The 24,144-nt window shown below is 53.9% G+C and carries 21 protein-coding genes, 5 tRNA genes and 1 other RNA gene; 9 read left to right on the top strand and 18 right to left on the bottom strand.

Annotation, left to right across the window (positions count from 1 at the left end):
• The 5 genes from JBO43_RS19240 to JBO43_RS19260 all read right to left on the bottom strand — a co-directional run.
• Positions 1-352: GTP-binding protein (locus tag JBO43_RS19240; RefSeq protein ID WP_171048787.1), on the bottom strand; the 352-nt coding region annotated here is incomplete at its 3' end.
• A gap of 117 nt (positions 353-469) precedes the next feature.
• Positions 470-545, bottom strand: a tRNA-Thr gene (locus JBO43_RS19245).
• Between the two features lie 6 nt (positions 546-551).
• A tRNA-Gly gene (locus tag JBO43_RS19250) sits at positions 552-626 on the bottom strand.
• 116 nt (positions 627-742) lie between these two features.
• Positions 743-827: transfer RNA gene (locus JBO43_RS19255), tRNA-Tyr, on the bottom strand.
• Between the two features lie 8 nt (positions 828-835).
• Positions 836-911 (bottom strand) — tRNA-Thr (locus tag JBO43_RS19260).
• Between the two features lie 333 nt (positions 912-1,244).
• Between JBO43_RS19260 and coaA the strand changes: the two genes are divergently transcribed.
• The gene (gene coaA / locus JBO43_RS19265; RefSeq protein WP_095280277.1) at positions 1,245-2,195 is read left to right on the top strand and encodes a type I pantothenate kinase; all 951 of its coding nucleotides are present in this window, start codon (positions 1,245-1,247) and stop codon (positions 2,193-2,195) included.
• Between the two features lie 55 nt (positions 2,196-2,250).
• Here coaA and dppF read toward each other — a convergent pair whose 3' ends face one another.
• From dppF to JBO43_RS19315, 10 genes are all read right to left on the bottom strand, one after another.
• Positions 2,251-3,264, bottom strand: a complete 1,014-nt coding sequence (gene dppF / locus JBO43_RS19270; RefSeq protein WP_095280276.1) for a dipeptide ABC transporter ATP-binding subunit DppF — start codon at positions 3,262-3,264, stop codon at positions 2,251-2,253.
• Positions 3,261-4,244 (bottom strand): dipeptide ABC transporter ATP-binding protein, encoded by a 984-nt coding sequence (gene dppD / locus JBO43_RS19275; RefSeq protein ID WP_095280275.1) that lies wholly within the window; start codon positions 4,242-4,244, stop codon positions 3,261-3,263. Before dppD ends, dppF begins: the two co-directional genes overlap by 4 nt.
• A gap of 10 nt (positions 4,245-4,254) precedes the next feature.
• Positions 4,255-5,157 (bottom strand): dipeptide ABC transporter permease DppC, encoded by a 903-nt coding sequence (dppC, locus tag JBO43_RS19280; RefSeq protein ID WP_095280274.1) that lies wholly within the window; start codon positions 5,155-5,157, stop codon positions 4,255-4,257.
• Positions 5,158-5,166: 9 nt separating this feature from the next.
• Positions 5,167-6,186, bottom strand: coding sequence for a dipeptide ABC transporter permease DppB (gene dppB / locus JBO43_RS19285; RefSeq protein WP_095280273.1), 1,020 nt, complete (start codon positions 6,184-6,186; stop codon positions 5,167-5,169).
• 109 nt (positions 6,187-6,295) lie between these two features.
• Complete coding sequence (gene dppA / locus JBO43_RS19290) at positions 6,296-7,903, bottom strand: dipeptide ABC transporter periplasmic-binding protein DppA (protein WP_095280272.1); 1,608 nt, start codon at positions 7,901-7,903, stop codon at positions 6,296-6,298.
• A gap of 621 nt (positions 7,904-8,524) precedes the next feature.
• Positions 8,525-8,656: non-coding RNA, RtT sRNA (locus JBO43_RS19295), on the bottom strand.
• Between the two features lie 34 nt (positions 8,657-8,690).
• Positions 8,691-8,767 (bottom strand) — tRNA-Pro (locus JBO43_RS19300).
• A gap of 91 nt (positions 8,768-8,858) precedes the next feature.
• The gene (gene eptB, locus JBO43_RS19305; protein WP_095280270.1) at positions 8,859-10,550 is read right to left on the bottom strand and encodes a kdo(2)-lipid A phosphoethanolamine 7''-transferase; all 1,692 of its coding nucleotides are present in this window, start codon (positions 10,548-10,550) and stop codon (positions 8,859-8,861) included.
• A gap of 262 nt (positions 10,551-10,812) precedes the next feature.
• On the bottom strand, positions 10,813-12,015 hold the full coding sequence (locus JBO43_RS19310; RefSeq protein WP_202674857.1) for an L-lactate MFS transporter: 1,203 nt from the start codon (positions 12,013-12,015) through the stop codon (positions 10,813-10,815).
• Between the two features lie 239 nt (positions 12,016-12,254).
• Positions 12,255-12,956 (bottom strand): autotransporter domain-containing protein, encoded by a 702-nt coding sequence (locus JBO43_RS19315; RefSeq protein WP_103947754.1) that lies wholly within the window; start codon positions 12,954-12,956, stop codon positions 12,255-12,257.
• A 158-nt stretch (positions 12,957-13,114) separates the two neighbouring features.
• Here JBO43_RS19315 and tag point away from each other — a divergent pair, with 158 nt between their 5' ends.
• Both tag and JBO43_RS19325 read left to right on the top strand, forming a co-directional pair.
• A complete protein-coding gene (tag, locus tag JBO43_RS19320; protein WP_202674858.1) occupies positions 13,115-13,696 on the top strand; it encodes a DNA-3-methyladenine glycosylase I in 582 nt (193 codons plus the stop codon).
• The gene (locus JBO43_RS19325; protein ID WP_202674859.1) at positions 13,674-14,114 is read left to right on the top strand and encodes an N-acetyltransferase; all 441 of its coding nucleotides are present in this window, start codon (positions 13,674-13,676) and stop codon (positions 14,112-14,114) included. The genes tag and JBO43_RS19325 overlap by 23 nt, the downstream gene beginning before the upstream one ends.
• On the opposite strand, the gene JBO43_RS19330 is transcribed toward JBO43_RS19325, so the two are convergent.
• Positions 14,083-16,410 (bottom strand): molybdopterin guanine dinucleotide-containing S/N-oxide reductase, encoded by a 2,328-nt coding sequence (locus JBO43_RS19330; RefSeq protein WP_202674860.1) that lies wholly within the window; start codon positions 16,408-16,410, stop codon positions 14,083-14,085. The genes JBO43_RS19325 and JBO43_RS19330 overlap by 32 nt on opposite strands.
• A gap of 167 nt (positions 16,411-16,577) precedes the next feature.
• Between JBO43_RS19330 and JBO43_RS19335 the strand changes: the two genes are divergently transcribed.
• The 6 genes from JBO43_RS19335 to ghrB all read left to right on the top strand — a co-directional run bounded on the left by JBO43_RS19335 (position 16,578) and on the right by ghrB (position 22,588).
• Positions 16,578-17,240, top strand: coding sequence for an OmpA family lipoprotein (locus JBO43_RS19335; RefSeq protein ID WP_103950298.1), 663 nt, complete (start codon positions 16,578-16,580; stop codon positions 17,238-17,240).
• A 192-nt stretch (positions 17,241-17,432) separates the two neighbouring features.
• Positions 17,433-18,449 carry a LacI family DNA-binding transcriptional regulator gene (locus JBO43_RS19340; RefSeq protein WP_202674861.1) on the top strand — a complete coding sequence of 339 codons (1,017 nt, stop codon included), beginning with the start codon at positions 17,433-17,435 and terminating at the stop codon, positions 18,447-18,449.
• Between the two features lie 101 nt (positions 18,450-18,550).
• Positions 18,551-19,312 (top strand): sugar phosphate isomerase/epimerase family protein, encoded by a 762-nt coding sequence (locus JBO43_RS19345; RefSeq protein WP_095280262.1) that lies wholly within the window; start codon positions 18,551-18,553, stop codon positions 19,310-19,312.
• The gene (locus tag JBO43_RS19350) at positions 19,305-20,243 is read left to right on the top strand and encodes a sugar kinase (RefSeq protein ID WP_095280261.1); all 939 of its coding nucleotides are present in this window, start codon (positions 19,305-19,307) and stop codon (positions 20,241-20,243) included. Before JBO43_RS19345 ends, JBO43_RS19350 begins: the two co-directional genes overlap by 8 nt.
• A 66-nt stretch (positions 20,244-20,309) precedes the next feature.
• Positions 20,310-21,590, top strand: a complete 1,281-nt coding sequence (locus JBO43_RS19355; RefSeq protein ID WP_095280260.1) for an MFS transporter — start codon at positions 20,310-20,312, stop codon at positions 21,588-21,590.
• 26 nt (positions 21,591-21,616) lie between these two features.
• Positions 21,617-22,588: a glyoxylate/hydroxypyruvate reductase GhrB gene (ghrB, locus tag JBO43_RS19360; protein WP_202674862.1), complete on the top strand. Its 972-nt coding sequence runs from the start codon at positions 21,617-21,619 to the stop codon at positions 22,586-22,588.
• A 71-nt stretch (positions 22,589-22,659) separates the two neighbouring features.
• Here ghrB and cspE read toward each other — a convergent pair whose 3' ends face one another.
• Both cspE and JBO43_RS19370 read right to left on the bottom strand, forming a co-directional pair.
• Complete coding sequence (gene cspE, locus JBO43_RS19365) at positions 22,660-22,872, bottom strand: transcription antiterminator/RNA stability regulator CspE (RefSeq protein ID WP_006177792.1); 213 nt, start codon at positions 22,870-22,872, stop codon at positions 22,660-22,662.
• A gap of 247 nt (positions 22,873-23,119) precedes the next feature.
• Positions 23,120-23,830: a DUF3053 domain-containing protein gene (locus JBO43_RS19370; protein ID WP_095280258.1), complete on the bottom strand. Its 711-nt coding sequence runs from the start codon at positions 23,828-23,830 to the stop codon at positions 23,120-23,122.
• Positions 23,831-24,144 lie beyond the last annotated feature (314 nt).

Consider the following 24,144-nt stretch of genomic DNA (forward strand, 5'->3'; position numbering starts at 1 on the left):
CACGAGTCTGAGGCATAGGGCCGTCAGTCGCAGCAACAACCAGGATTGCGCCATCCATCTGAGCAGCACCGGTGATCATGTTTTTAACATAGTCGGCGTGGCCTGGGCAGTCTACGTGTGCGTAGTGACGAGTCGGGGTGTCATATTCAACGTGGGAAGTGTTGATGGTGATACCACGAGCTTTTTCTTCTGGTGCGTTATCGATCTGGTCGAATGCACGAGCAGAACCACCGTAGGTTTTAGCCAGAACGGTAGTGATTGCAGCGGTCAGCGTTGTTTTACCATGGTCAACGTGGCCGATAGTACCGACGTTAACGTGCGGTTTTGTACGTTCAAACTTTTCTTTAGACATCGATTGTCCCTCTAAGACACGGATAAATCGGTGATATCACCACATCAACCAGGCGAAATGCCTGAACTGTTGAATGCTTTTAATTTAAACAGAGAGAAAAGGGAGGGAGAAGTGAAGTGGTGCTGATACCCAGAGTCGAACTGGGGACCTCACCCTTACCAAGGGTGCGCTCTACCAACTGAGCCATATCAGCACGTCTTGGAGCGGGCAGCGGGAATCGAACCCGCATCATCAGCTTGGAAGGCTGAGGTAATAGCCATTATACGATGCCCGCATCCTGAAACTCGGCTACCCAGTTCTTTCTGTAACAAAAAAGAGATTTCTCTCTTTTTATGTTTTGAGCTGATTAATTTTCTAGCCAGCTCAGGCGGCGATAACGCTGCCAGAAAGTGGTGGTGGGGGAAGGATTCGAACCTTCGAAGTCTGTGACGGCAGATTTACAGTCTGCTCCCTTTGGCCGCTCGGGAACCCCACCGGACTTGATGGTGCCGACTACCGGAATCGAACTGGTGACCTACTGATTACAAGTCAGTTGCTCTACCTACTGAGCTAAGTCGGCATCAAGTAGCGCGCATTCTATGGGGGCATGAGCAGTCATGCAACTAAAAAATTGCATAAAATGTTCTTTCGCTCAGATTTTGTGCGCCGACAGCAAAAAACGCTGCAATTTCACTCATTGAAGTTCAAATAATCAGCATTACGCCCCTTAAAACGCTTCTATAGCGTATCGTGATGGCCTGCGCGTAATGCATCACTGGTCTATATTTTTTCTTATTATTCCCGTCATCTGGTGTTAACCTCCTGCCCATTGTCCAAATTTAACTACTAAGTGATGAGCTACTGCCCTCACGTTCTCTATTCGCGTAGGTAAAGGGTTCACTGAAACACGCTTATGAGCAAAAAAGAGCAATCGTTAATGACACCCTATCTACACTTTAACCGCAGCCAGTGGGCCGCTTTGCGTGACTCCGTCCCCATGACATTAACGGAAGGGGAAATAGCGCGGTTAAAAGGGATCAACGAAGACCTGTCGCTGGAGGAGGTTGCAGAGATTTATCTGCCGCTGTCTCGCTTGCTTAACTTCTATATAAGCTCCAACCTTCGCCGTCAGGCCGTTCTGGAGCAGTTCCTCGGCACTAATGGCCAGCGTATTCCTTATATCATCAGCATTGCGGGCAGCGTGGCGGTCGGTAAAAGCACCACAGCACGTGTCCTGCAGGCGCTGCTGAGCCGCTGGCCTGAGCATCGCAGCGTTGAATTGATTACCACAGATGGTTTTCTGCACCCGAACGAGGTATTGAAAGAACGCGGATTAATGAAGAAGAAAGGCTTCCCGCTTTCGTATGACATGCACCGTCTGGTGAAATTCGTATCGGATCTGAAATCGGGTGCGCCTAACGTGACCGCACCGGTCTATTCTCATCTCATCTACGATCGCATTCCGGATGGCGATAAAACAGTAGCCCAGCCGGATATCCTGATCCTCGAAGGGCTGAACGTGCTGCAAAGCGGCATGGATTACCCACATGACCCGCATCATGTGTTTGTCTCTGACTTCGTTGACTTCTCTATCTATGTCGATGCGCCAGAGGACTTGCTGCAAAACTGGTATATCAATCGATTCCTGAAGTTCCGCGAAGGCGCGTTTACCGATCCTGATTCTTACTTCCATAACTACGCCCAGCTTTCAGAAGAGGAAGCGGTCAATGTGGCGACGTCGCTGTGGAATGAGATCAACTACGTAAACCTGAAGGAAAATATTCTGCCGACGCGCGAACGCGCGAGCCTGATCCTCACCAAGAGTGAGAATCACGCCGTCGACCAGATTCGCCTGCGCAAATAGCGAATCAGCAGACATAAAAAAACCGGCGAACATCGCCGGTTTTTTTGTTTACGCCCTATGCGTGCGGTTTCTCACCGTTTTCATCCTGATCGACCGCAAAGCAGGCCACCAGTTGACCGCCGTAGTCTTTCAACTGCGGCTGAAGCTGAGTACAAGGACCAAAGCGGCGACGGCAGCGCGCATTGAACGCACAGCCCGGAGGCGGATTCAGCGGACTCGGCAGCTCGCCAGTCAGCTTAATACGCTCGCGGCGATCGTCCGGGTTCAGACGCGGTGTGGCAGAGAGCAGCGCCTGGGTATACGGATGGCGAGGGTTATTAAAGATCTGGTCTTTGGTCCCCTTCTCCACGCAGCGCCCCAGATACATCACCATCACTTCATCGGCAATGTGCTCCACCACTGACAGGTCGTGGGAGATAAATACATACGACAGCCCCAGATCCTGCTGCAAATCCATCATCAGGTTCAGCACCTGCGCACGCACGGAAACGTCGAGTGCAGAAACCGGTTCATCGGCAATCACCACGTCCGGGTCGAGCATCAGACCACGGGCTATCGCGATACGCTGACGCTGACCGCCTGAGAACATGTGCGGATAGCGATCGTAGTGCTCGGTTTTCAGACCGACTTTCGCCATCATCGCCAGCGCTTTTTCACGACGCTGCTCTTTATTGAGATCGCTGTTAATTTGCAGCGGCTCTTCCAGAATCTGCCCCACTTTTTTACGCGGGTTCAGAGAACCGTACGGGTTCTGGAACACTATCTGGATTTTCTGCCGACGCAATTTTTGCGCCAGCGGATCGTGCTTGAGCAGATCCTGGCCCTGATAATAAAGCTCGCCGCCGGTCGGCGTTTCGATCATCGTCAGCAGGCGGCCCAGCGTGGATTTCCCGCAGCCGGATTCACCGACTACTGCCAGCGTTTTACCGCGCTCAAGGGTAAACGACACTCCGTCCAGCGCTTTCACCAGGCGCTCCGGGGCAAAAATCCCCTTCTTCACCGGGTAATGTTTTTTTAGATCGATGGCCTGCAACAGGTGTTGGTGTTTGGTGGCCTCTTGCGTACTCATAGTGTTGGCCTCCCGGCATCATCAAGTGGGTAGTGACATTTCGACTGACGGCCATCATGGAGGGTGTTCAGTTCTGGCTCCTCAGCACGGCACTTATCTGTGGCATACGGGCAGCGCGGGTTCAGCAGACAGCCTGTCGGGCGGTCATATTTACCCGGAACCACACCCGGCAATGACGCCAGACGCGCTTTATCCTGCGCAAACTCCGGCAGCGCACGCAGCAGCGCCTGGGTATACGGGTGACGCGGCGCACGGAAGATATCGTGCGAGCTCCCGGCCTCCACCACTTGTCCGGCGTACATCACGATGATTTTGTGCGCAGCTTCAGCCACTAACGCCAAATCGTGGGTAATCAACACTAACGCCATGTTTTCTTTCTGCTGCAATTCCAGCAGCAGTTCGATGATCTGCGCCTGAATGGTGACGTCCAGCGCCGTGGTCGGCTCATCGGCAATCAGCAACTTTGGCCGACAGGCAATCGCCATGGCGATCATCACACGCTGGCTCATCCCACCGGAAAGCTGGTGCGGATACACGTCCAGACGCGACCCTGGATCAGGAATCCCCACCTGCGTTAACAGGTCTATCGCACGCTGGCGACGGGTTTTCTTGTTGCCACCCTGATGTACCTTAATCGCTTCCATAATCTGGAAACCGACGGTGTAGCACGGGTTAAGGCTGGTCATCGGGTCCTGGAAGATCATCGCCACTTCAGCGCCCACCAGTTGGCGGCGCTGCTTCTCGGAGATGCGCTTCAGATCCTGGCCGTTAAACTCCAGGCTTTCCGCCATCACGCGGCCCGGATAATCAATCAGCCCCATGATAGCCAGTGAACTGACGGATTTACCGGAGCCAGACTCGCCCACGATACCGACCACTTCACCCTGATTCACGCTGTAGCTGATACGGTCTACGGCACGAAACTCGGAGCCTACGTCACCGAAGTGCACCGATAATTTATCTACATTTAATAACGCCATCTCGTGCCTCTTACTGCTTCAGTTTGGGATCAAGTGCATCACGCAGACCATCACCCATCAGGTTAAATGCCAGCACCGTCAGGAGGATCGCCAGACCTGGGAAGGTCACGACCCACCACGCGCTTTGTGCGAACTGCAACACATCGGCGAGCATCGTGCCCCACTCCGGTGTTGGCGGTTGCGCACCCATGCCCAGGAAGCCAAGAGCAGCCATATCGAGAATGGCGTTAGAGAAACCGAGCGACGCCTGAACGATCAGCGGCGCAAGGCAGTTCGGGAGAATATTGACGAACATCTGACGCATCGCGCCCGCACCCGCCACGCGGGACGCGGTGACGTAATCGCGGTTCACTTCTACCAGCACCGCAGCACGCGTTAATCGCACGTAGTGAGGAAGTGCGACGAAGGTCAGCGCAAGTGCAGCGTTACCGATCGACGGGCCAAACACCGCCACCAGCACCAGAGCCAACAGCAGGCTAGGCAACGCCAGCATGATGTCGACGATACGCATAATGATGTTATCGACCAGACCGCCGAAATAGCCCGCCACTAAGCCCAGGATAACCCCGAGGATCAACGACAGCACCACCACCAGACAGCCCACCAGCAGAGACAGACGCGCACCGTACATCAGACGCGATAACACATCACGACCCACATCATCCGTGCCGAGCAGATGGGTGATAGTCCCACCATCCTGCCAGGCTGGCGGTGCCAGCAGCACGTCGCGGAATTGATCCGCTGGGTTGAAAGGCGCGAGGTAGTTCGCAAATACGGCGATAATGATCATGATGGTGACATACACCAACCCAACCACCGCACCTTTATTGCGTTTGAAGTAATGCCAGAACTCCTGCAACGGTGTCATTGGCACCGGGGCAGCAACAGCTTTATTTTGAGTAACTTGTGACATGATGGCCCCTTACTTCTTATGACGAATACGCGGGTTCACCACGCCGTAAAGCAAATCGACCAGCAGGTTGACGAGGATAATCATCGTCGCCACCAGCAACACGCCACCCTGCACCACCGGATAGTCACGGCGTTGCAACGCATCAATCAGCCAGCGTCCCAGACCCGGCCAGGAGAAGATGGTTTCAGTCAGAATCGCACCGGCCAGCAACGTTCCCACCTGCAACCCGATAACGGTCACTACTGGCAGCATCGCATTACGCAGAGCGTGAACGATAATGACGCGCATACGGGTCAGACCTTTAGCGCGAGCGGTACGGATGTAATCCTCGCCCAGCACTTCCAGCATCGACGAGCGGGTCATACGCACGATAACCGCCAGGGGAATCGTCCCGAGCACCATCGCAGGTAAGATCATATGCGCCAGCGCATCAATGAAATTGCCCTCTTCGCCCCAGATAGCCGTATCAATCAGCATAAAGCCGGTGAGCGGATTGGAGTCATCAAGGAACACCATATCGCTGACACGACCAGAGACTGGCGTCAGGTTCCATTGCACGGAGACCAGCATGATCAGCATCATGCCCCACCAGAAGATAGGCATGGAGTAACCGGTCAGCGCAAGGCCAACAGCGGTGTGATCGAAGATAGAGCCGCGCTTAACCGCAGCCAGGACACCGACGGGGATACCGACGGAAACGGCAAAAATCATGGCGCAGACACCGAGTTCCAGCGTCGCTTTAAAACGCGGCACGAACTCTTCCCACACCGGAAGACGGCTTTTCAGCGACATCCCTAAATCACCGTGCAACACGCCCCAGATGTAGTGGAGGTACTGCTGCCACATCGGCTTATCGAGGCCAAGTTCGGCCAGCAGCTGCGCATGACGTTCAGGGGAGATACCACGCTCACCTGCCATAATCATTACCGGGTCGCCGGGAATCATATGGACGAAGGCAAAAGTGAGAAGGGTGATACCGATAAACGTGGGGATGACAAGTCCCAGACGTCGGAGGATGAACTGCAACATATCCCGGATTCTCTCTAATGACGTACTGCCCGAAGGCCGTGACGTCTGTATTGCTCAAATTCTTTCCCCCTCTCCCAGGGGAGAGGGGATAAAGCGTCGTGCTTTTTAATTATTCGATTGAGACGTTTTCGAAGTGGTGTTTGCCCAACGGATCAACCACATAGCCTTTGACTTCTTTACGCACTGGCTCGTAAACGGTGGAGTGAGCCACGATCAGCGCCGGAGCCTGGTCATGCATCACTACCTGAGCTTGTTTGTACAGTTCAACACGCTTGTTGTGGTCGTCAGTTGCACGCGCCGGCTGAATCAGATCTTCAAACGGCTTGTAACACCAGCGAGAGTAGTTGGAACCGTCTTTCGCCGCCGCGCAGCTGAACAGGGTGGCGAAGAAGTTGTCCGGGTCCCCATTGTCCCCGGTCCAGCCCATCATCACAGCCTGGTGCTCGCCAGCTTTAGCACGTTTCAGATACTCGCCCCACTCGTAAGTGACGATCTTGGCCTGAACGCCGACCTTAGCCCAGTCAGCCTGAACCATCTCGGCCATACGGCGAGCGTTCGGGTTGTATGGACGCTGAACAGGCATCGCCCACAGCTCAACGGTAAAGCCTTTATCCTGGCCTGCTTCTTTCAGCAGCGCTTTCGCTTTCTCAGGATCGTAGCTGTAGTCTTTAACGTCGTCGTTATAGCCCCACATGGTCGGTGGAATCAGGTTCTTCGCGGCCACACCAGCACCCTGGTAAACGGCTTTGATGATCGCTTCTTTGTTCACCGCATAAGTCAGCGCCTGACGCACTTTCACGTCATCAAACGGTTTCTTCTCGGTGTTGAAGGACAGATAACCCACGTTCAGGCCAGCCTGCTCCAGCAGATTGATGTTTTTATCCTGCTTCATACGAGCGATATCAGCCGGATTAGGGTACGGCATAACCTGGCACTCGTTTTTCTGCAGTTTTGCGTAACGCACAGAAGCGTCAGGTGTGATGGAGAAGACCAGACGGTCGATCTGCGGCTTAGTGCCCCAGTACCCTTCAAACGCTTTGTACAGAATACGGGAGTCTTTCTGGTACTGCTGCAGCTGGAATGGACCGGTACCGATTGGGTTCAGATCCACTTTTTCCGGGGTACCCGCTTTCAGCATATTGTCCGCATATTCTTTTGACAGAATAGAAGCGAAGTCCATAGCCAGGTCAGCCAGGAATGGGGCTTCTGGACGGCTCAGAACGAACTGAACGGTTTTGTCGTCCACTTTTTTCACTTCGGTGATCAGGTCCGGCAGACCCATCCCTTCGAAGTATTCATAGCTGCCGCCAGAAACTTTATGGTACGGGTTCTGAGCGTTTTTCTGGCGATCGAAGGAGAACACGACGTCGTCCGCAGTCAGTTCGCGCGTCGGTTTGAAATCTTTGTTGTCCTGCCACTTCACGCCCTGACGGAGGTGGAAGGTATAAGTCTTGCCGTCTTCGCTGATTTCCCACTTCTCAGCCAGGCCCGGAATAACTTCCGTGGTGCCGGTTTTGAATTCAACCAGACGGTTATAGATAGGTACGGAGCTTGCGTCGTACGTCGTACCAGAGGTGAACAGCTGTGGGTTAAAGCCTTCCGGCGAACCTTCAGAACAATAAACCAGGGTTTTTGCCTGTACGCTTGCCGCGACGGTCAGAGCAACCAGGCTCAGACCAAGCTTCAGCATCCCTGACTTCTTCAAGGAAATACTCATTATTCTGCTCCAATGTGATGTTTTGCTTTGTTGTGTTACGCCGCCTGACCTTTATTTATTATTTACCCGGTCCGGTCGGTGATGCCCGAAGGCGTGATAAGGGATGGAGATTCCTTTCAGAAGAGCGACAGAGTTGCAGCGCAGATCCTCCCTGAAATGCCCCTCGTGCCCTACAATCTGTCAACAGAATGTGAAAACGTCAATACAGGTGACGGGGATTTACGTTGAGGGTGAGAAACGGCAAACAAAGATTAAAAAAACTTTAGGCGTCTATTTTCAGCAGGGAAATTTATGCTACTCGTTATCTTCCAGCACAATTCTCTTCATATTTCGCAACAATCAGTGATTAACATTTATTCAGATCGCGTAAACTTTCTTACAGAATGGTGATTATCTGAGCAGTAAATGCCGCGAACGTTAAAACGCACAGCGGAAAATGCTGAGGTTATCTATAAGCAACGCGAAAAAAGATCAATCTATATATAAAAAAATACAATGGATTATGTCACAAAATCGTTAACAGGCAGGGTAAAGCGGGGATAGGGACTGTTTTGGCCAGTTGGCACAGGTAAGTCCATAATGCAAAAAGGGCCAACCTTACGGTTAGCCCTTTTTTAAATGTGGTCGGCGAGAGAGGATGACTCGCCACTTCGTGACTCACCCTGCGGGCCGTTGCTAAAGCAACGTTCCCTCGCTTCGCTCGGGTCGAACCTCCTTCCCCGGAGATTCTCATCCTCATGAACTTCATGAAGCAAAAAACCCTGCTCTATGAGCAGGGTTTCGAATGTGGTCGGCGAGAGAGGATTCGAACCTCCGACCCACTGGTCCCAAACCAGTTGCGCTACCAAGCTGCGCTACTCGCCGAATGCGGAGCGCATATTACTGCTGGGGTATGCGCCCGTCAATCCCTTATCATTAAAAAACCGTTCGACTGGCGAGTTTCTCGCCAGTCCGTTTACTTCGCGGCTTTCGCAGCGCCATCAGGGATATGGCACCAGTTGTTATTCTCGTTAATACCGCCGTTAGGTGAGGTATAGCCGAGGCAGCCCATAATGGTGTCGTACAGCTCGACGTGGCGGCGAGGCACTTTCATTTCGGCTTCTTTTTTCAGATGCTGGAACATCTTCTCTTTATCCGGGTTCTCCAGATATTTATCCGACATCCAGACCATCATAGGCACGCGGAACTGCTCTGGCGGAGCCATCTTGCGCGGCGTACCGTGCAGATGCTCATACTCATTAATCGATTCACCGTGGTCAGCGGCATAGAAAACAATCGCTTTCTTGTCGCGCACCTGGTCAATCACGCTCTCGATAAAGTGATCCACATACATCACCGAATTATCGTAAGAGTTGATGAGCTGCTCTTTGGTGCAATCCTTGTCCACGCCCACACACTCCGGTGTCCACTTGGCAAAGCTGCGCGGGTAACGCTGGGTGTAGTTGAAGTGCGAACCCTTGGTATGCAGGATGATCATATGCTTGCCATCCTGATTGTTGCTCAGGGAGCCTTTCATCTCGTCGATCAGCAGCATATCGTCAACGCTCTTGCCACGGTTACGCGGCTCGGCGCCAATCTGCTCGCGATAGGCGATGTTCTGCGCCATCGTATTGCTGTAGAACCACATCTCGCTCTGCATCGCATACAGATCGGAACTGAATCCAAGCTGATGCAGCACCGAGAAGACGTTTTGCTCTTTCAGAGTACGCTGCGGGTTGTCGTCTGCCCCACCCTCGCGCACAAACATACAGCGCAGTGAGAGCTTCGTCGCGGTATCACAAGAGTAACCACGATAGGCAACCAGGTTCTTCTCCTGCGCCAGTTTCGGCGTGGTGTCACGGTCGTAACCGAGAATCCCCATGTGATCCCAGCGCGTCGTTTCACCGATGATAAAGACCACATAGGTATCATCGATGTCTTTCGGCGCGTCGTAGGTGAACAGTTTTGCTGGATTCTTCAGTGATTTATTATCAGAGGACTCATCCACCTGCGCCCAGGCGTATAACCCCAGCGCAGAAATCCAGTTAGAGGGCAGATAGGAGTTCGCCACCACCCCGCCGTAGCTTGGCAAATCTACGCCAGAGGTGCGCTCATCATTCTTCTGCTTCACCTCAAGCAAGCGAATCGGCCCCCAAACCATCAGGCCAGCCAGCAGCACCACCGCGACGCTTCTGACGCGCTGTCCCGGCGTGCGCATTTGGCGCAGCAGAGTGTAGCGGCAGCGGTTGCTCCAGATCAGCAGCAGCGGTAGCGCACTCACGCCCACCAGCCACAGAACGAAATGCAGGCCAACCACCTCTTTCGAGAGATCGATATCCGTCGTCATGACTGAGGCAATAATGCCGTAGCCAATAACCACGTTCATAAATGTCATGTAATAGCTGGCGCCCGCCGAACACAGCACCACCAGTGAAGCCAGAACGCGCCAGATACGGCGTCCAAAAAGCGAGAGTAAACGTAATAAGAAGAAGGTGACCAGAACAGTACCAGCCAGCTCCACAACCGCAGCGATTCCTTTCCATACAGTAAAATCTTGTGCGAATCCGTCAAACCGACGGAAAAAAACCGCACCATTCATAAACAGGCCGATGTACAACGCCAGCAAAAAGCTCAGCTTTTGTTGCGTCATCGATTTAATGTATTTCATGCAGGCTACCCGGAAAAAGGGACAGTCACGCGCTTCACTTTTGACAGTAAAAGTGAATCGCGTCGATATTCGCTCAGGGGATCGTTATCAGAAACGTCTAAAGCGTGCTAAGTAGACCACAGCAGAAGGGAAAAGTGGCAGCAGAGTGTGTGATTGCAGTAGATATTTACAAAAAATCAAGTTCGATAGCAGAGTGGGTTAAAAATCGGGCACTTAGGAAGAAAAAGAAAAGGCCGGAAACCCCAGCCTTTTCAGTCATTCATCAGGCATGCGCTTCGTTAAATACCTGGCGCTGCGGCTGGCGAATCGTAGTGGAAAGCGCCAGAGAAATGATCAGTAGAGCGAAGATAACGCAGAAGGTAACGTAGAAGCCGCCGAACAGAGACGCAATAAGCGATCCGCAAATACTGCCGATACCAAAACCTAAATAAATCACCCCATAATTCTTCGCCAGATTGTTCAGGCCAAAGAACTCGCTGACCAGCGACGGGAATACGGTAATGGTGCCGCCAAAGTTAAAGGCCACGCAGGCGATCGCCGCGAAGAAAGTCATCTCATTCAGCGGGGCAAACAGCAGGGCCGCCATACCCACCAGTGAAACCACTTGCCCCAGAGTAATCACGCGAATGCGGGCAATTTTGTCGGAGAGAATACCCAGCACCAGACGACCAGAAAGGTTAGCGATAGAGATAACCGTCACCGCATTCGCCGCCGTCAACGCATCCAGTTTCACCATGCCCTGCGCAATATCCTTGGCTACGCCAATCACATACAACCCACTCATGCACGCCGTCAGGAACATCACCGCCAGCATCCAGTACTGAGGCTGACGCATGGACTGGGCCAGGGTGAAGTCGTTTTCCACCACGCCGTTAACGGTTTTGACTTCCTGCTGAGGCGCGTCTTTCATCAACGTCGCGCCGAACAGAATCATTACCAGCACGATAGCGCCCCAGATCATGAAGGTCTTTTCCAGACCAACGGAGGTCAGCAGATGTGAGTCAATAAACTTGAAGCCGAGGCTGCCCAGGCCATAAGAGCCAATGGAAAACGCCGAAATTAACCCTTTACGCTCCGGGAACCATTTCACGCAGTTCGACAGCGTCAGCAGATAACCCGCGCCGTCCGCCAGGCCAACCAGCACACCGGCGCTCAACCACAGCATCATCAGGTTGCTGGAATGCGCCGTCAGGAAGAACCCCACGCCTAACAGAATGCCCGAAGCCATGGTCACGCGTTTCACACCAAAACGTTCCTGCAATTTACCGGCGATCGACGAAGACAACGCCAGTCCCAGGCTCAGCAGGCCGAAGGAGAACGCGACCTGGCTCACCGGTGCGCCGAGTTTGTCGGAAAGCGCGCTGTTGAACAGGCTCCAGGTATAAACCGATCCCAGCGCAAATTGCGTCACAATAGTGCCAAATAAGGTCAGCCAACGAGTGCGGTTGTATGTTGATGTGTTCATGGCAGTTGTCCTGCAAGAGAAATTAAGGGAATTCGCTGCAGACAACGATAAACAAAACCTCATATGGCCTGGGGGAAAACGGCATGAAATGCAGTGGAGACGGAATGAAATGCCTGGAATCGGGAATGAATGACCTTGCCGGGAAGCGCGAAACGCATTTTGTTAGTAACCGCTATCGCTACAAGCCCGGCCATTATTGTATTTAAGATGTTATCGTCAGGTTGATTTTAATAACAATCTCAAAATCTCGCGCTCACTCCTAAGGTGTAGAGATAATCAGCCCCGGTCATCGCGCTATCCGCCTGGGATAATGAGGCATAGGCCGCCATGTGCGGGTAAAGCAGCACGTCAGCCCCCACGGTCACATCCATCCAGTTATCGTATTGCATCGAGGCTGGCAGGCGACTCATGCCGGACTGCGATTTCCACTGATTATCACCAAACTGCTGGTTATAGCTGATCTGCGCCCAAGGTCTGAGACCGCCCACGCGCGTATCAACCCGCCAGCCGAGCGTGCTAACGCTGGCGTGCCAGAGGGGGTCGGTTAACGATTTACTCCCGTTATCACCAAATTCGTTATAAATCATTGGTGAAGAACCATCATAATGCCATGCCGCGACAGGCCCGGTGGTCACATTACGCGTCACCGGTATATTTAAGCCCACGCTCATGGTGCTGGCGGATTCGGCAGGATAATTTTCTGGCATATTCAACGCCAGCCCCGGAACATTCTGGGAAGAACGGATACGCTCCGCGAGAATATCGTCATAACGCGGTTGGTGATCGGCGTCCCATGTATAGCGTTCAGTCGTATTATTTTGCGCATCCGAAACGATATATTCCTGTTGCCAGGCGTAAGCTGTGCTACAAAAAAACAAACAGACGGACACACCCGCCAGGCCAGTAACAGCATGGCGACCACTGATTATTTTTATCATCATCAAAGCGACTCCAGAAAGAGCCGAATTCGGCGATATTTGTCGTTGTTAGAAAGAGGTATGAGGGCAAAGCCCTTAATTAAATATTGTCTTTTTAAGACACACGTCAAGCCAGGTTGGTTGATTTTTTTATGGGTTCATATCATTAAGGAAGAAAACCGATGCAACGATGCGGATGGGTAAGCCAGGATCAGCTCTATATCGACTATCACGATAAAGAATGGGGCGTACCGGAAACCGACGGTAAAAAACTCTTTGAGATGATCTGCCTCGAAGGTCAGCAGGCGGGCTTATCGTGGATTACGGTTCTAAAAAAACGGGAAAATTACCGCAAAGCCTTCCACCATTTTGACCCCGTCGCGGTGGCGGCCATGACCGAAGAGGATGTGGAACGGCTGGTACTGGACGCCGGAATCATTCGTCATCGCGGTAAAATTCAGGCGATTATCGGCAACGCTCGCGCTTATCTCGCTATGGCAGAAAACGGCGAGCCTTTCTCCGATTTTGTGTGGTCGTTTGTCGACAACACGCCGCAGGTGACCCAGGCCGCAACGATGGCAGAGATCCCCACCTCCACGCCCGCCTCCGATGCCTTGTCTAAGGCATTGAAAAAACGCGGCTTCAAATTCGTTGGCACCACCATTTGCTACTCTTTCCTGCAAGCCTGCGGTCTGGTAAATGATCACATTACGGGCTGTTTCTGCCACCCTGGAGGCCAACATGATCCGCAAATGGCACAGTGAAAACACCGCGCCACTGCTCAGTTTATGGCTTGAAAGCACCACCGATGCGCACCCGTTTATCGACCCGCAATACTGGATAGAGAGCGAAGCGCTGGTGCGCGACGCCTATCTGCCCTCCGCCGAAACCTGGGTGTGGGAAGAGGAAGGCGAAGTGCGTGGATTTATCAGCGTGATGCAAACGCAGTTTATCGGCGCGCTGTTTGTCGCTACCGCGCATCTTGGAAAAGGGATCGGCCACGCGTTAATTCAACACGTACAGCAGAATTACCCGTCTCTCAGCCTTGAGGTTTACCAGAAAAACAGTCGGGCGGTGAATTTCTACCATGCTCAGGGTTTTCGCATTGAAGACAGCGCCTGGCAGGAAGAGACTCAACACCCGACGTGGATCATGAGCTGGCAGGCGGATCAAACGCCGTAAGCGTCAGCTCTGGCCCTTGATACTTCTCGACCCAGGCCAGCGCCGTGTTCCCCGCACATCCGTTCCCCAGCTTCGAGCTGGGGAGATCTTTGGTCAGCACGTTCACCGCGCCGTTTTTACAGATCCCGCCTTCCGAGAGATCCAAATCCGGCCACGCCCCCTGATGAATACAGATAACACCGGGCTTAATCCCCTCGCTGACTACCGCACCGGCCAGCACCTGCCCGCGTGAATTCCAGACCCGCACCACGTCGCCATCAACAATTCCGCGCGCTTTCGCATCGTCTTTATGCAAGGTGATCGGCTCGCGCCCAGCCACGGCATAAGATTCACGCAACGATGAATAGTTAAGCTGGCTGTGCAGACGGTGCGCCGGATGAGCAGAGAGGACCTGCAGCTGTTTTGGCTGCGCATTGCCGTGCCACTCGTCCGGCTCCAGCCACATTGGATGCGGCGGGCAGTCGGCATAATTAAAGCTGGCGATACGCTTTGAGAAGATCTCAATCTTGCCGCTTTCAGTTTTCAACGGATGATTTTGCGGGTCGCGGCGGAAATCCGCGAAGCGGACAAACTGCGCATTTTGCTCGCTCTCCGGCATTTCGAAGATTTCATTCGCTTCCCAGAACGCTTTAAACGGCGGGAGTGTCACGCCCTGAGACTCGCCGCGCTGTCCGGCAATCTGATAAAACGTCTCCAGCCAGTCGAGATCGGATTTACCTTCAGTGAACCGCTCGCGACCGCCCTCTTCCCAGCGCTCACTCAGATCCGCAAACACCTCAAGATCGTCACGCGCCTCATCGCGCGGTGGGACCACACGCTTCATCGGCACCATATGCTGGTTACTGTAGTCGCCGGTCATGGTCAGATCGTTACGCTCAAACGACGTCGTTGCAGGCAGAACGATATCGGCGTGTTTGGCCGCCGCGGTCCAGAAGCATTCGGAGATAACTACCAGCTCCGGCTTTTGCCAGGCGCGGATTAGGCGGTTAGTATCCTGATGGTGGGTAAAGTTCGCGCCACCCGCCCACCAGACAAAACGAATATCCGGGAAATTCCTGTCCAGCCCGTTATGCTGGTAAAAACCGCCGGGGGTTTCCAGCGCTTCTACGATGCGCGCCACCGGGATTTTATCCACGGCATCAATGCCGTCTTTGACGGAACCCTGCATCGAGGCCAATACCGCCGCGCGACGCGTTGGGTTACCCCCATTGGCAAAATGATAAGACAAGCCAAAGCCGCCGCCCGGCGTACCAATCTGCCCGAGCATCGCCGCCAGCGTTACCAGCATCCAGTGTTTTTGCTCGCCGAATTGCTGGCGCTGCATTCCCCAGCCGGACATCAGCATGGTGGTGTTTTCGTGGAAAAGAGCCGCCAGTTCACGGATTTTCTCTGCATCGATGCCGCAAATCTCTGCCGCCCATTCGGCGCTTTTGGCAATTCCATCGCTTTTCCCCGTCAGGTAGTCGGCGAATTTTTCAAAACCCTCTGTACAACGGGCAAGGAAATCACTGTCATGCCAGCCGTTTTCGACCAGCGTATAGGCGATCCCCAGCATCATCGCCACGTCGGTACCCATATGCGGAGCCAACCATTCAACGCTGTCACCGAGGAAATCAACGGTTTCAGAGCGCATCGGATCGATACAAATTAAACGCTTGCCGCTTTTTCGCAGCGCATCAAAATAAGGAATACCCTGCTCGTCGCTGGCATTCCACGCAATCTTGAGCGTATTAAGCGGGTTGGCGCTCCACAGCACCACCACGTCCGTATGTTCCAGCACCAGCGGCCAGCTGGTTTGCTGCTGGTAGACTTCATTCCCGCCGACAACGTACGGCATAATCGCCTGCGCCGCGCCGGTCGAGTAGTCGCCGAGATGTCCGGTATAGCCGCCCGCCAGACTCATGTAGCGTTGGAGGAGCGTCGCCGCTTTGTGCAGCACGCCGTTCGATCGCCAGCCATAAGAACCCGCGAAAATAGACGCCGGACCGTGAGTCTCACGGATACGTTTGTGCTGCGTGTGGATAAGCGACAGCGCATCGTCCCAGCTCACCCGCACAAATTCATCCTGCCCGCGCGTGCCCTGTGGCTTATCCGGCGACGCCAGAAAACCTTTACGCACCATCGGCCAACGCACACGCGTTTTACTGTGCACTTGATCACGTACCACCGTTTGTAACGAATTCGGGTGCTGCGTTGGCAGTGCCCCGCGCGAGGACAACACGTTCTCGCCATCGGTTTCCACCAATATAGGGCCCCAGTGGGCAGCGGTCAGAACGGTTTTTGTTGAAGTGGTCAAGCGTGCGCTCCTGATTTGTCTGTTGCAGGTATGACGGCCTTCTTTGAGGCTATTTAAGATTTGGACACAAATTTCAGAGTTAGCCCTGGAATTTTCTGCGTCTCTGGGCGTCATAATCAACCGCCACGCGCTTCGTGGCAAAGAATAAAAAGGATTAAGGAAATAAGATGAATAAACGCGTACTTGTCATTGCAGCTCTGGTCAGCGGCGCGCTGGCGGTTTCGGGCTGCACAACCAACCCTTACACCGGCGAACGTGAAGCGGGCAAATCGGGCATTGGCGCGGGCATCGGCTCGCTGGTTGGTGCAGGCGTTGGCGCACTCTCTTCTTCGAAGAAAGATCGCGGTAAAGGTGCGCTGATTGGTGCCGCAGCGGGCGCAGCCCTGGGCGGCGGCGTGGGATATTACATGGATGTGCAGGAAGCGAAACTGCGCGACAAAATGCAGGGAACGGGTGTGAGCGTGACGCGAAGTGGCGATAATATCATCCTGAACATGCCGAACAACGTAACCTTTGACAGCAGCAGCGCGACGCTGAAACCGGCGGGTGCAAATACTCTGACCGGCGTGGCGATGGTGCTCAAAGAGTACAGCAAAACCGCCGTTAATGTGACGGGCTACACCGACAGCACCGGAAGCCAGGATCTGAACATGCGCCTGTCCCAGCAGCGCGCGGATTCCGTCGCCAGCTCGCTGATAACGCAAGGCGTTGCAGCAACCCGTATCCGCACCAACGGCATGGGCCCGGCGAATCCAATCGCCAGCAACAGCACGGCAGAAGGCAAAGCACAGAACCGCCGCGTTGAGATAACGTTAAGCCCTATTCAATAAGTACATTGCCGGATGGCGGCTCCGTGATAAACGCAAAACGGCAACGCCTGTTGTCGTTTTTAGTGTTTTCTCCCTCTCCCGTGGGAGAGGGCCGGGGTGAGGGCACCAGACCGCACATACCATCCGGCATGAAGCGCTTGCCATCGTTGATTTTCCCGCTAAGGTGTTCTCACTAAATCGAGGGAATCAGCGATGAGCAAATCAGCACGGCCCACCATCAGCGACGTGGCGAAAGCCGCCAAAACCGGTAAAACCAGTATTTCGCGCTATCTCAATGGCGAGAAACATCTGCTTTCCGACGCGCTACTGGCCCGTATTGAGCAGGCCATCGCCGAACTCGATTATCGGCCTAGCCTGATGGCTCGCGGCCTGAAACACGGTCGTACCCGCCTGATCGGCCTGATCATCGCTGATATCACCAACCCCTACTCCGTCAACGTGCTAAGCGGTATCGAAGCCGCGTGTCGCGAAAAAGGCTTTACCCCGCTGGTGTGTAATACCAATAACGAGCTGGACCAGGAACTGCACTATCTCGATCTGTTGCGCAGCTATCAGGTGGAAGGGATCGTGGTTAATGCCGTTGGGATGCGCGAAGAAGGACTCAACCGCCTGCAACAGTCCGCCCTGCCGATGGTGCTCATCGATCGCAAAATCCCGGAATTCGCCTGCGATGTCGTTGGGCTGGATAACACTCAGGCCGCGACGGCCGCGACAGAACATCTGATCGAACAAGGTTTCGAAGCGATTCTGTTTATGAGCGAACCGCTGGGTATGGTCAACACTCGCCGCGATCGTCTCAGCGCATTTCGCGCCACGCTGGCGCGTTATCCTGGCGTGATCGCCGAAAATGCCGAAATGCCGCTGCATGAAGCCGCTCATATGGACAACACCCTGCGCCAGTTCCATACCCGTCATCGCGGAATGCGCAAAGCGGTGATTTCCGCCAACGGTGCACTTACGCTCCAGGTCGCCCGGTCACTCAAGCGCATTGGTCTGAACTGGGGCAGCGATATTGGCCTGCTCGGTTTCGATGAACTCGAATGGGCCGAGCTGGCGGGCGTCGGGATCACCACCCTCAAACAGCCGACCTGGCAGATTGGCTACGCCGCCGTCGAGCAGGTGGTGCGCCGCATTGAAGGCATTACCGATACAGTGCGCGAACAAGTATTCTCCGGCGAGCTGATCGTTCGGGGTTCCACGTCCCGATAATCCCCTTCGTGATAGCGATCATAAATTCAACATCCTGACCTTTTCTTTGGAACCGGTTCCATCTAGCGTATTAAGTATCAGATACGAATGGGAGTCAGCCAATGGGCAGGAAAATAATCGTCGTTACCGCCGCGTATGGCGCAGATCAAGTCCGCGAGGCAGGCGGCCAGCGGGCCATACTACCGGTTATCGCATCGGGCGGTGCCGATGGCGTCGAGATCCGCCGGGAACTCTTCAACGACGAAGAGCTACAGTCCCTGCCGACGCTGGCGCAGTCTATCGAACTGCTTGGTTTGTTCGCCTGTTACTCCGCCCCTGCTGCGCTACTGATGCCAGACGGCACACTCAACCCGGACCTGCCGCGCTTTCTCGCGGAAGCCAGTACGCTCAATGCCCTGTGGCTGAAAGTCTCACTGGGCCATTTCCGCGATAAGCAGCCGCTTGAAGAATTACGTGAATTGCTCCTTGCGAGCGGCATGACGCTGGTGGTGGAAAACGATCAGACCGACTGCGGCCAGCTCGCGCCAATGCAGCGTTTCAAGGCGGCCTGCCGGGTCATGGAGTTGCCCGTCACCCTGACGTTCGATACCGGGAACTGGCTGTGGGTTGGTGAATCACCGGAAGAAGCGGCGCGCCATCTGGCCCCGGCGGTGAGCTACATCCACGTCAAAGCCGCTGTTCCACATCATCAACACTACCGCGCCGTGGCACCTGACAACGCCGATCCTCGCTGGATGGATTTGCTGGACCAGCTTCCAGCAGACGCCCCGCGCGGCATTGAGTTTCCGCTTGAAGGCCCTGATTTAGCAGCGGTCACCCGCCATTATGTCAATCTGCTGCGTGAGGAGTCGCGTCATGCCTAATTCTCTGGACGTCATCACCATTGGCGAAGCGATGGCCATGTTTGTGGCCACCGAAACGGGCGAACTGCGCTCGGTCGAGCACTTTATCAAACGCGTTGCGGGCGCAGAACTGAACGTGGCAACCGGTCTGGCACGCCTGGGGCTCAACGTCGGCTGGGTCAGCCGCGTGGGCGACGACAGCTTTGGTCAGTTTATCCTGGACTCATTGAGAAAAGAGGGTATCAACGCCGAAGGTGTGACGCTCGATAGCCGCTTCACCACCGGTTTTCAGCTCAAATCTAAGGTCGATAATGGAACCGATCCCATTGTGGAATATTTCCGCAAAGGATCTGCCGCGAGCCATCTCTCAACGCAGGATTATCATACTGCTTACTTTGCCTCCGCGCGGCATTTGCATTTGAGCGGCGTCGCGGCTGCACTCTCCGAGAGCTCGTATGCCCTACTCGATCACGCGGCCAGCGCCATGAAAGCCCTGGGCAAGACAATCTCTTTCGATCCAAACCTGCGCCCGGTGCTGTGGAAAAGCGAAGCGGAAATGGTTGAAAAGCTTAATCATCTGGCGTTTCAGGCCGACTGGGTTCTGCCTGGTCTGAAAGAGGGCATGATCCTGACCGGACAGAACACACCGGAAGGAATTGCTGATTTTTATCTCAATCAGGGCGTGAACGCAGTCGTGCTGAAAACCGGTGCCGACGGCGCATGGTTCAAAACTGCCGCCGGAGAAAAAGGCGCGATAGCTGCGGTGAAAGTCGAAAACGTTGTCGACACCGTCGGCGCAGGAGATGGATTCGCCGTGGGAGTGATCAGCGCCCTGCTGGAAGGCAAAACGCTGCAACAGGCCTTAGTTCGCGGGAACAAGATCGGTTCGCTCGCCATTCAGGTACAAGGCGACAGCGAAGGATTGCCGACCCGCGCACAACTTTCCGAGTAACCACAATTAGCCACCGTGTACCCTACAGACAACGGCGGTATAAACCTCAACCACAGAGGCAAGCCCATGAACAAATCGACCAATGCAGTCAAACGCTGGTGGTACATCATGCCGATCGTGTTTATCACGTACAGCCTGGCGTATCTCGATCGCGCGAATTTTAGTTTCGCCTCCGCCGCAGGGATCACCGAAGATCTGGGGATCACCAAAGGCGTCTCCTCCCTGTTAGGTGCCCTGTTCTTCCTGGGCTATTTCTTCTTCCAGATCCCCGGCGCGATTTACGCCGAACGCCGCAGCGTGCGCAAACTGATTTTTGTGTGCCTGATTTTATGGGGAGCCTGCGCGTCGCTCACCGGTATGGTCAATAACATCCCGGCGCTGGCGGCCATTCGTTTTGTCCTCGGTGTGGTTGAAGCTGCCGTGATGCCCGCCATGCTTATCTATATCAGCAACTGGTTTACCAAATCCGAACGATCACGCGCCAATACCTTCCTGATCCTTGGCAACCCGGTGACCGTTCTGTGGATGTCCGTGGTATCGGGATACCTGATTCAATCGTTCGGCTGGCGTCACATGTTCATCATCGAAGGATTCCCGGCCATCATCTGGGCGTTCTGCTGGTGGGTACTGGTAAAAGACAAACCGACACAAGCGACCTGGCTTTCCGCCAGTGAAAAAGCCGCGCTGCAAGCTGAACTGGATAAAGAACAGCAGGGCCTGAAAGCCGTACGCAACTACGGCGAGGCGTTCCGCTCACGCAACGTGATTCTACTTTGCATGCAATATTTCGCCTGGAGCATTGGCGTCTACGGTTTCGTCCTGTGGCTGCCATCGATTATTCGCAGCGGCGGTGAAAATCTCGGTATGGTGGAAGTGGGCTGGCTGTCATCGGTGCCATATCTGGCTGCGACCATCGCGATGATAGTGGTGTCGTGGGCGTCGGATAAACTGCAAAACCGTAAGCTTTTCGTCTGGCCGCTGCTGCTGATTGCCGCTTTCGCGTTTATCGGTTCCTGGGCGGTCGGTGCGAACCATTTCTGGGTGTCTTACACGCTGCTGGTGATCGCCGGTGCGGCGATGTATGCGCCTTACGGTCCGTTCTTTGCCATCATCCCGGAGATGTTGCCGCGTAATGTCGCCGGTGGCGCGATGGCCCTGATCAACAGCATGGGCGCGCTAGGATCGTTCTTCGGCTCGTGGTTTGTCGGCTATCTGAACGGTACAACCGGCAGCCCGTCGGCCTCGTACATATTTATGGGGGTGGCACTTTTCGCTTCAGTATGGCTTACTTTGATTGTTAAGCCTGCTAATAATCAACAAATCCCTGCTGGCGCACGCCACGCCTGAATCCTTTAAAATCAACGGAGATTAGCATGAAGCCGTCCGTCATTTTGTATAAAGCACTGCCCGACGATCTACAGAAGCGTCTTGAGGAACACTTTACCGTCACCCAGGTAAAGAATCTTAGCCCGGATACCGTGGCGCAGCACGCAGACGCCTTTGCCCGCGCCGAAGGGCTGCTGGGTTCAAGCGAAAAAGTGGATAGCACATTGCTGGAAAAAATGCCGAAGCTTCGTGCCACCTCAACCATATCCGTCGGCTACGACAACTTTGACGTCGAGGCGCTCAACGCACGCAAGGTTCTATTGATGCACACGCCGACTGCACTCACGGAGACGGTCGCAGATACGCTGATGGCGCTGGTACTCAGCACCGCGCGTCGTGTGGTCGAAGTGGCCGAACGGGTGAAAGCGGGCGAATGGACCAAGAGTATCGGTCCCGACTGGTTTGGTGTGGATGTCCACGGCAAAACGCTGGGGATTGTCGGCATGGGACGTATCGGGCTGGCGCTGGCCCAGCGCGCACATTTCGGGTTTAACATGCCGATTCTGTACAACGCGCGCCGTCAGCACAAAGAAGCCGAAGAACGTTTCAATGGCCGTTACTGCGATCTGGATACACTGCTACAGGAAGCGGATTATGTTTGTTTGATCCTGCCTCTGACGGACGAGACCCATCATCTGATCGGCAAAGCAGAGTTTGCGAAAATGAAAAAATCCGCCATTTTTATCAACGCTGGCCGTGGGCCAGTGGTGGATGAAAAGGCTTTGATTGCCGCATTGCAAAACGGTGAGATTCACGCCGCCGGCCTGGATGTCTTTGAGCAAGAGCCGCTGCCGGTCGATTCCCCGCTGCTAACGTTGCCAAACGTGGTGGCCCTGCCGCATATCGGGTCGGCTACGCATGAGACGCGCTACAGCATGGCATCCACTGCGGTGGACAACCTGATCGATGCGCTTAACGGGAAAGTAGAGAAGAACTGCGTGAACCCGCAGGTCAAATAATCAAAAAGCTTTAAACGAAAAAAACCCGCCAGAGGCGGGTTTTTAAATTCTTGTGCTGCTGAGTTGGAAGCTTACAGGCTTACAACGTTACCAGCTGCTGGGCCTTTAGCGCCGCTTTCGATGGTGAAGGAAACTTTCTGACCTTCGTCCAAAGATTTGTAGCCTTCGTTCTGGATAGCAGAGAAGTGTACGAATACATCTTTAGAGCCATCGTCAGGAGTGATGAAGCCGAAGCCTTTATCAGCGTTGAACCATTTTACCAGACCAGTCATTTTACCAGACATAGAAATTACCTTTTTAAAATACGTTTTGCCTTCCGGCGCGATGATGGCATGTGTTACAGATTTTTAAGCGATGAAGGAAGGGTCACTACGAAGGTATCTTTGGATAACTCATCTGGACTACTTAACTAAACTGCTTTAGGTCTGTGTAACAAACCGACGGGGATATTTATACCTATGTGGTAGATGAATGACAAGCATTATTTTTATCAATCTATAAAAAACCCCGCTCGATGCGGGGTTTTTTATCTTATTCCGTCGCGGTGACTGCCGCGCCCCACGCCTGGGTAAAGGCCTGGTGCTGAGAGGCCAGAGGCCCAATCAGCGTATTGTACTGGCTGGCTTGCTGGGACGTAGGGAACTGAATGCCGTTAGAGACAAAGCTCACCTGAGTACCCTGCTGGGAGATAAAATCGCCCACCTGCACCAACTGCTGGCTAAAGATCTGCGCGGCTGGAATCAGCGGCTGCATTGCATCCGAAGGTTTGGTCACGACTTTCTCGTATACCTGATCGAATACGGGCTTCAGATCTTCACCCTGTTTCAGTGCGGAACGCGCAGCATCAGCCTGCATTTTTGCATTCTGCAGCTGCTGGCTTAATACACCAAGCGCACCGTTAGACTGGCGCAGAGGTTCACGCTGGGTCATATAGTCCTGTGGAACGCGAATCGCATTCACGCTGTCCACAACCGGACGAAGACCGGAATCCATCGCCTGATTCACCTGCTGTGAATAACCATAAAGGATGGCGTAATCGGAAACGAAGGGACCAAACTGTTTTTTCTGATCCGCAGTCAGCGTCGGCAAATGCTCGCCACTGCGCATCACGGTATTCTGCAGAAAATCGATAAACGCTTTACGCTGATCGCCTTCTTTATCGAAACACCCGCTCAGGCTAACTACCATCAATATCGCCGCAATAGGCGCAAACCAGCGAGAGCAGGACTTTCCTGTCGCCATTTTAATACTCCTTTCACCCAAAAAACGCACACCGACACACGCGTGCCCGACGCTCACAAGGATAGTCCAGGTCAGGCTGGCAAGATACTATTTTCATGCAAAACGGCTATTGCCGTTTTTTTTCTTACGATTTACAAAAAAATACCAGGCAAAGCCTGTTTTTGAATAATCAGGCAATTACTGTCAGTGACCGTTCTGCTGAAACGAATAAGGCGATCGTTACCGCACAATTAGTCACAGACGTGACGATCTTTTGCTTCTTTTGCAGGCTATTCTTAATTGGCTCTCTGATGTTCACGATCCCGCTGTGTGAT

Source organism: Lelliottia jeotgali, from assembly GCF_016771845.1.
Taxonomy (GTDB): Bacteria; Pseudomonadota; Gammaproteobacteria; order Enterobacterales; family Enterobacteriaceae; genus Enterobacter; species Enterobacter jeotgali.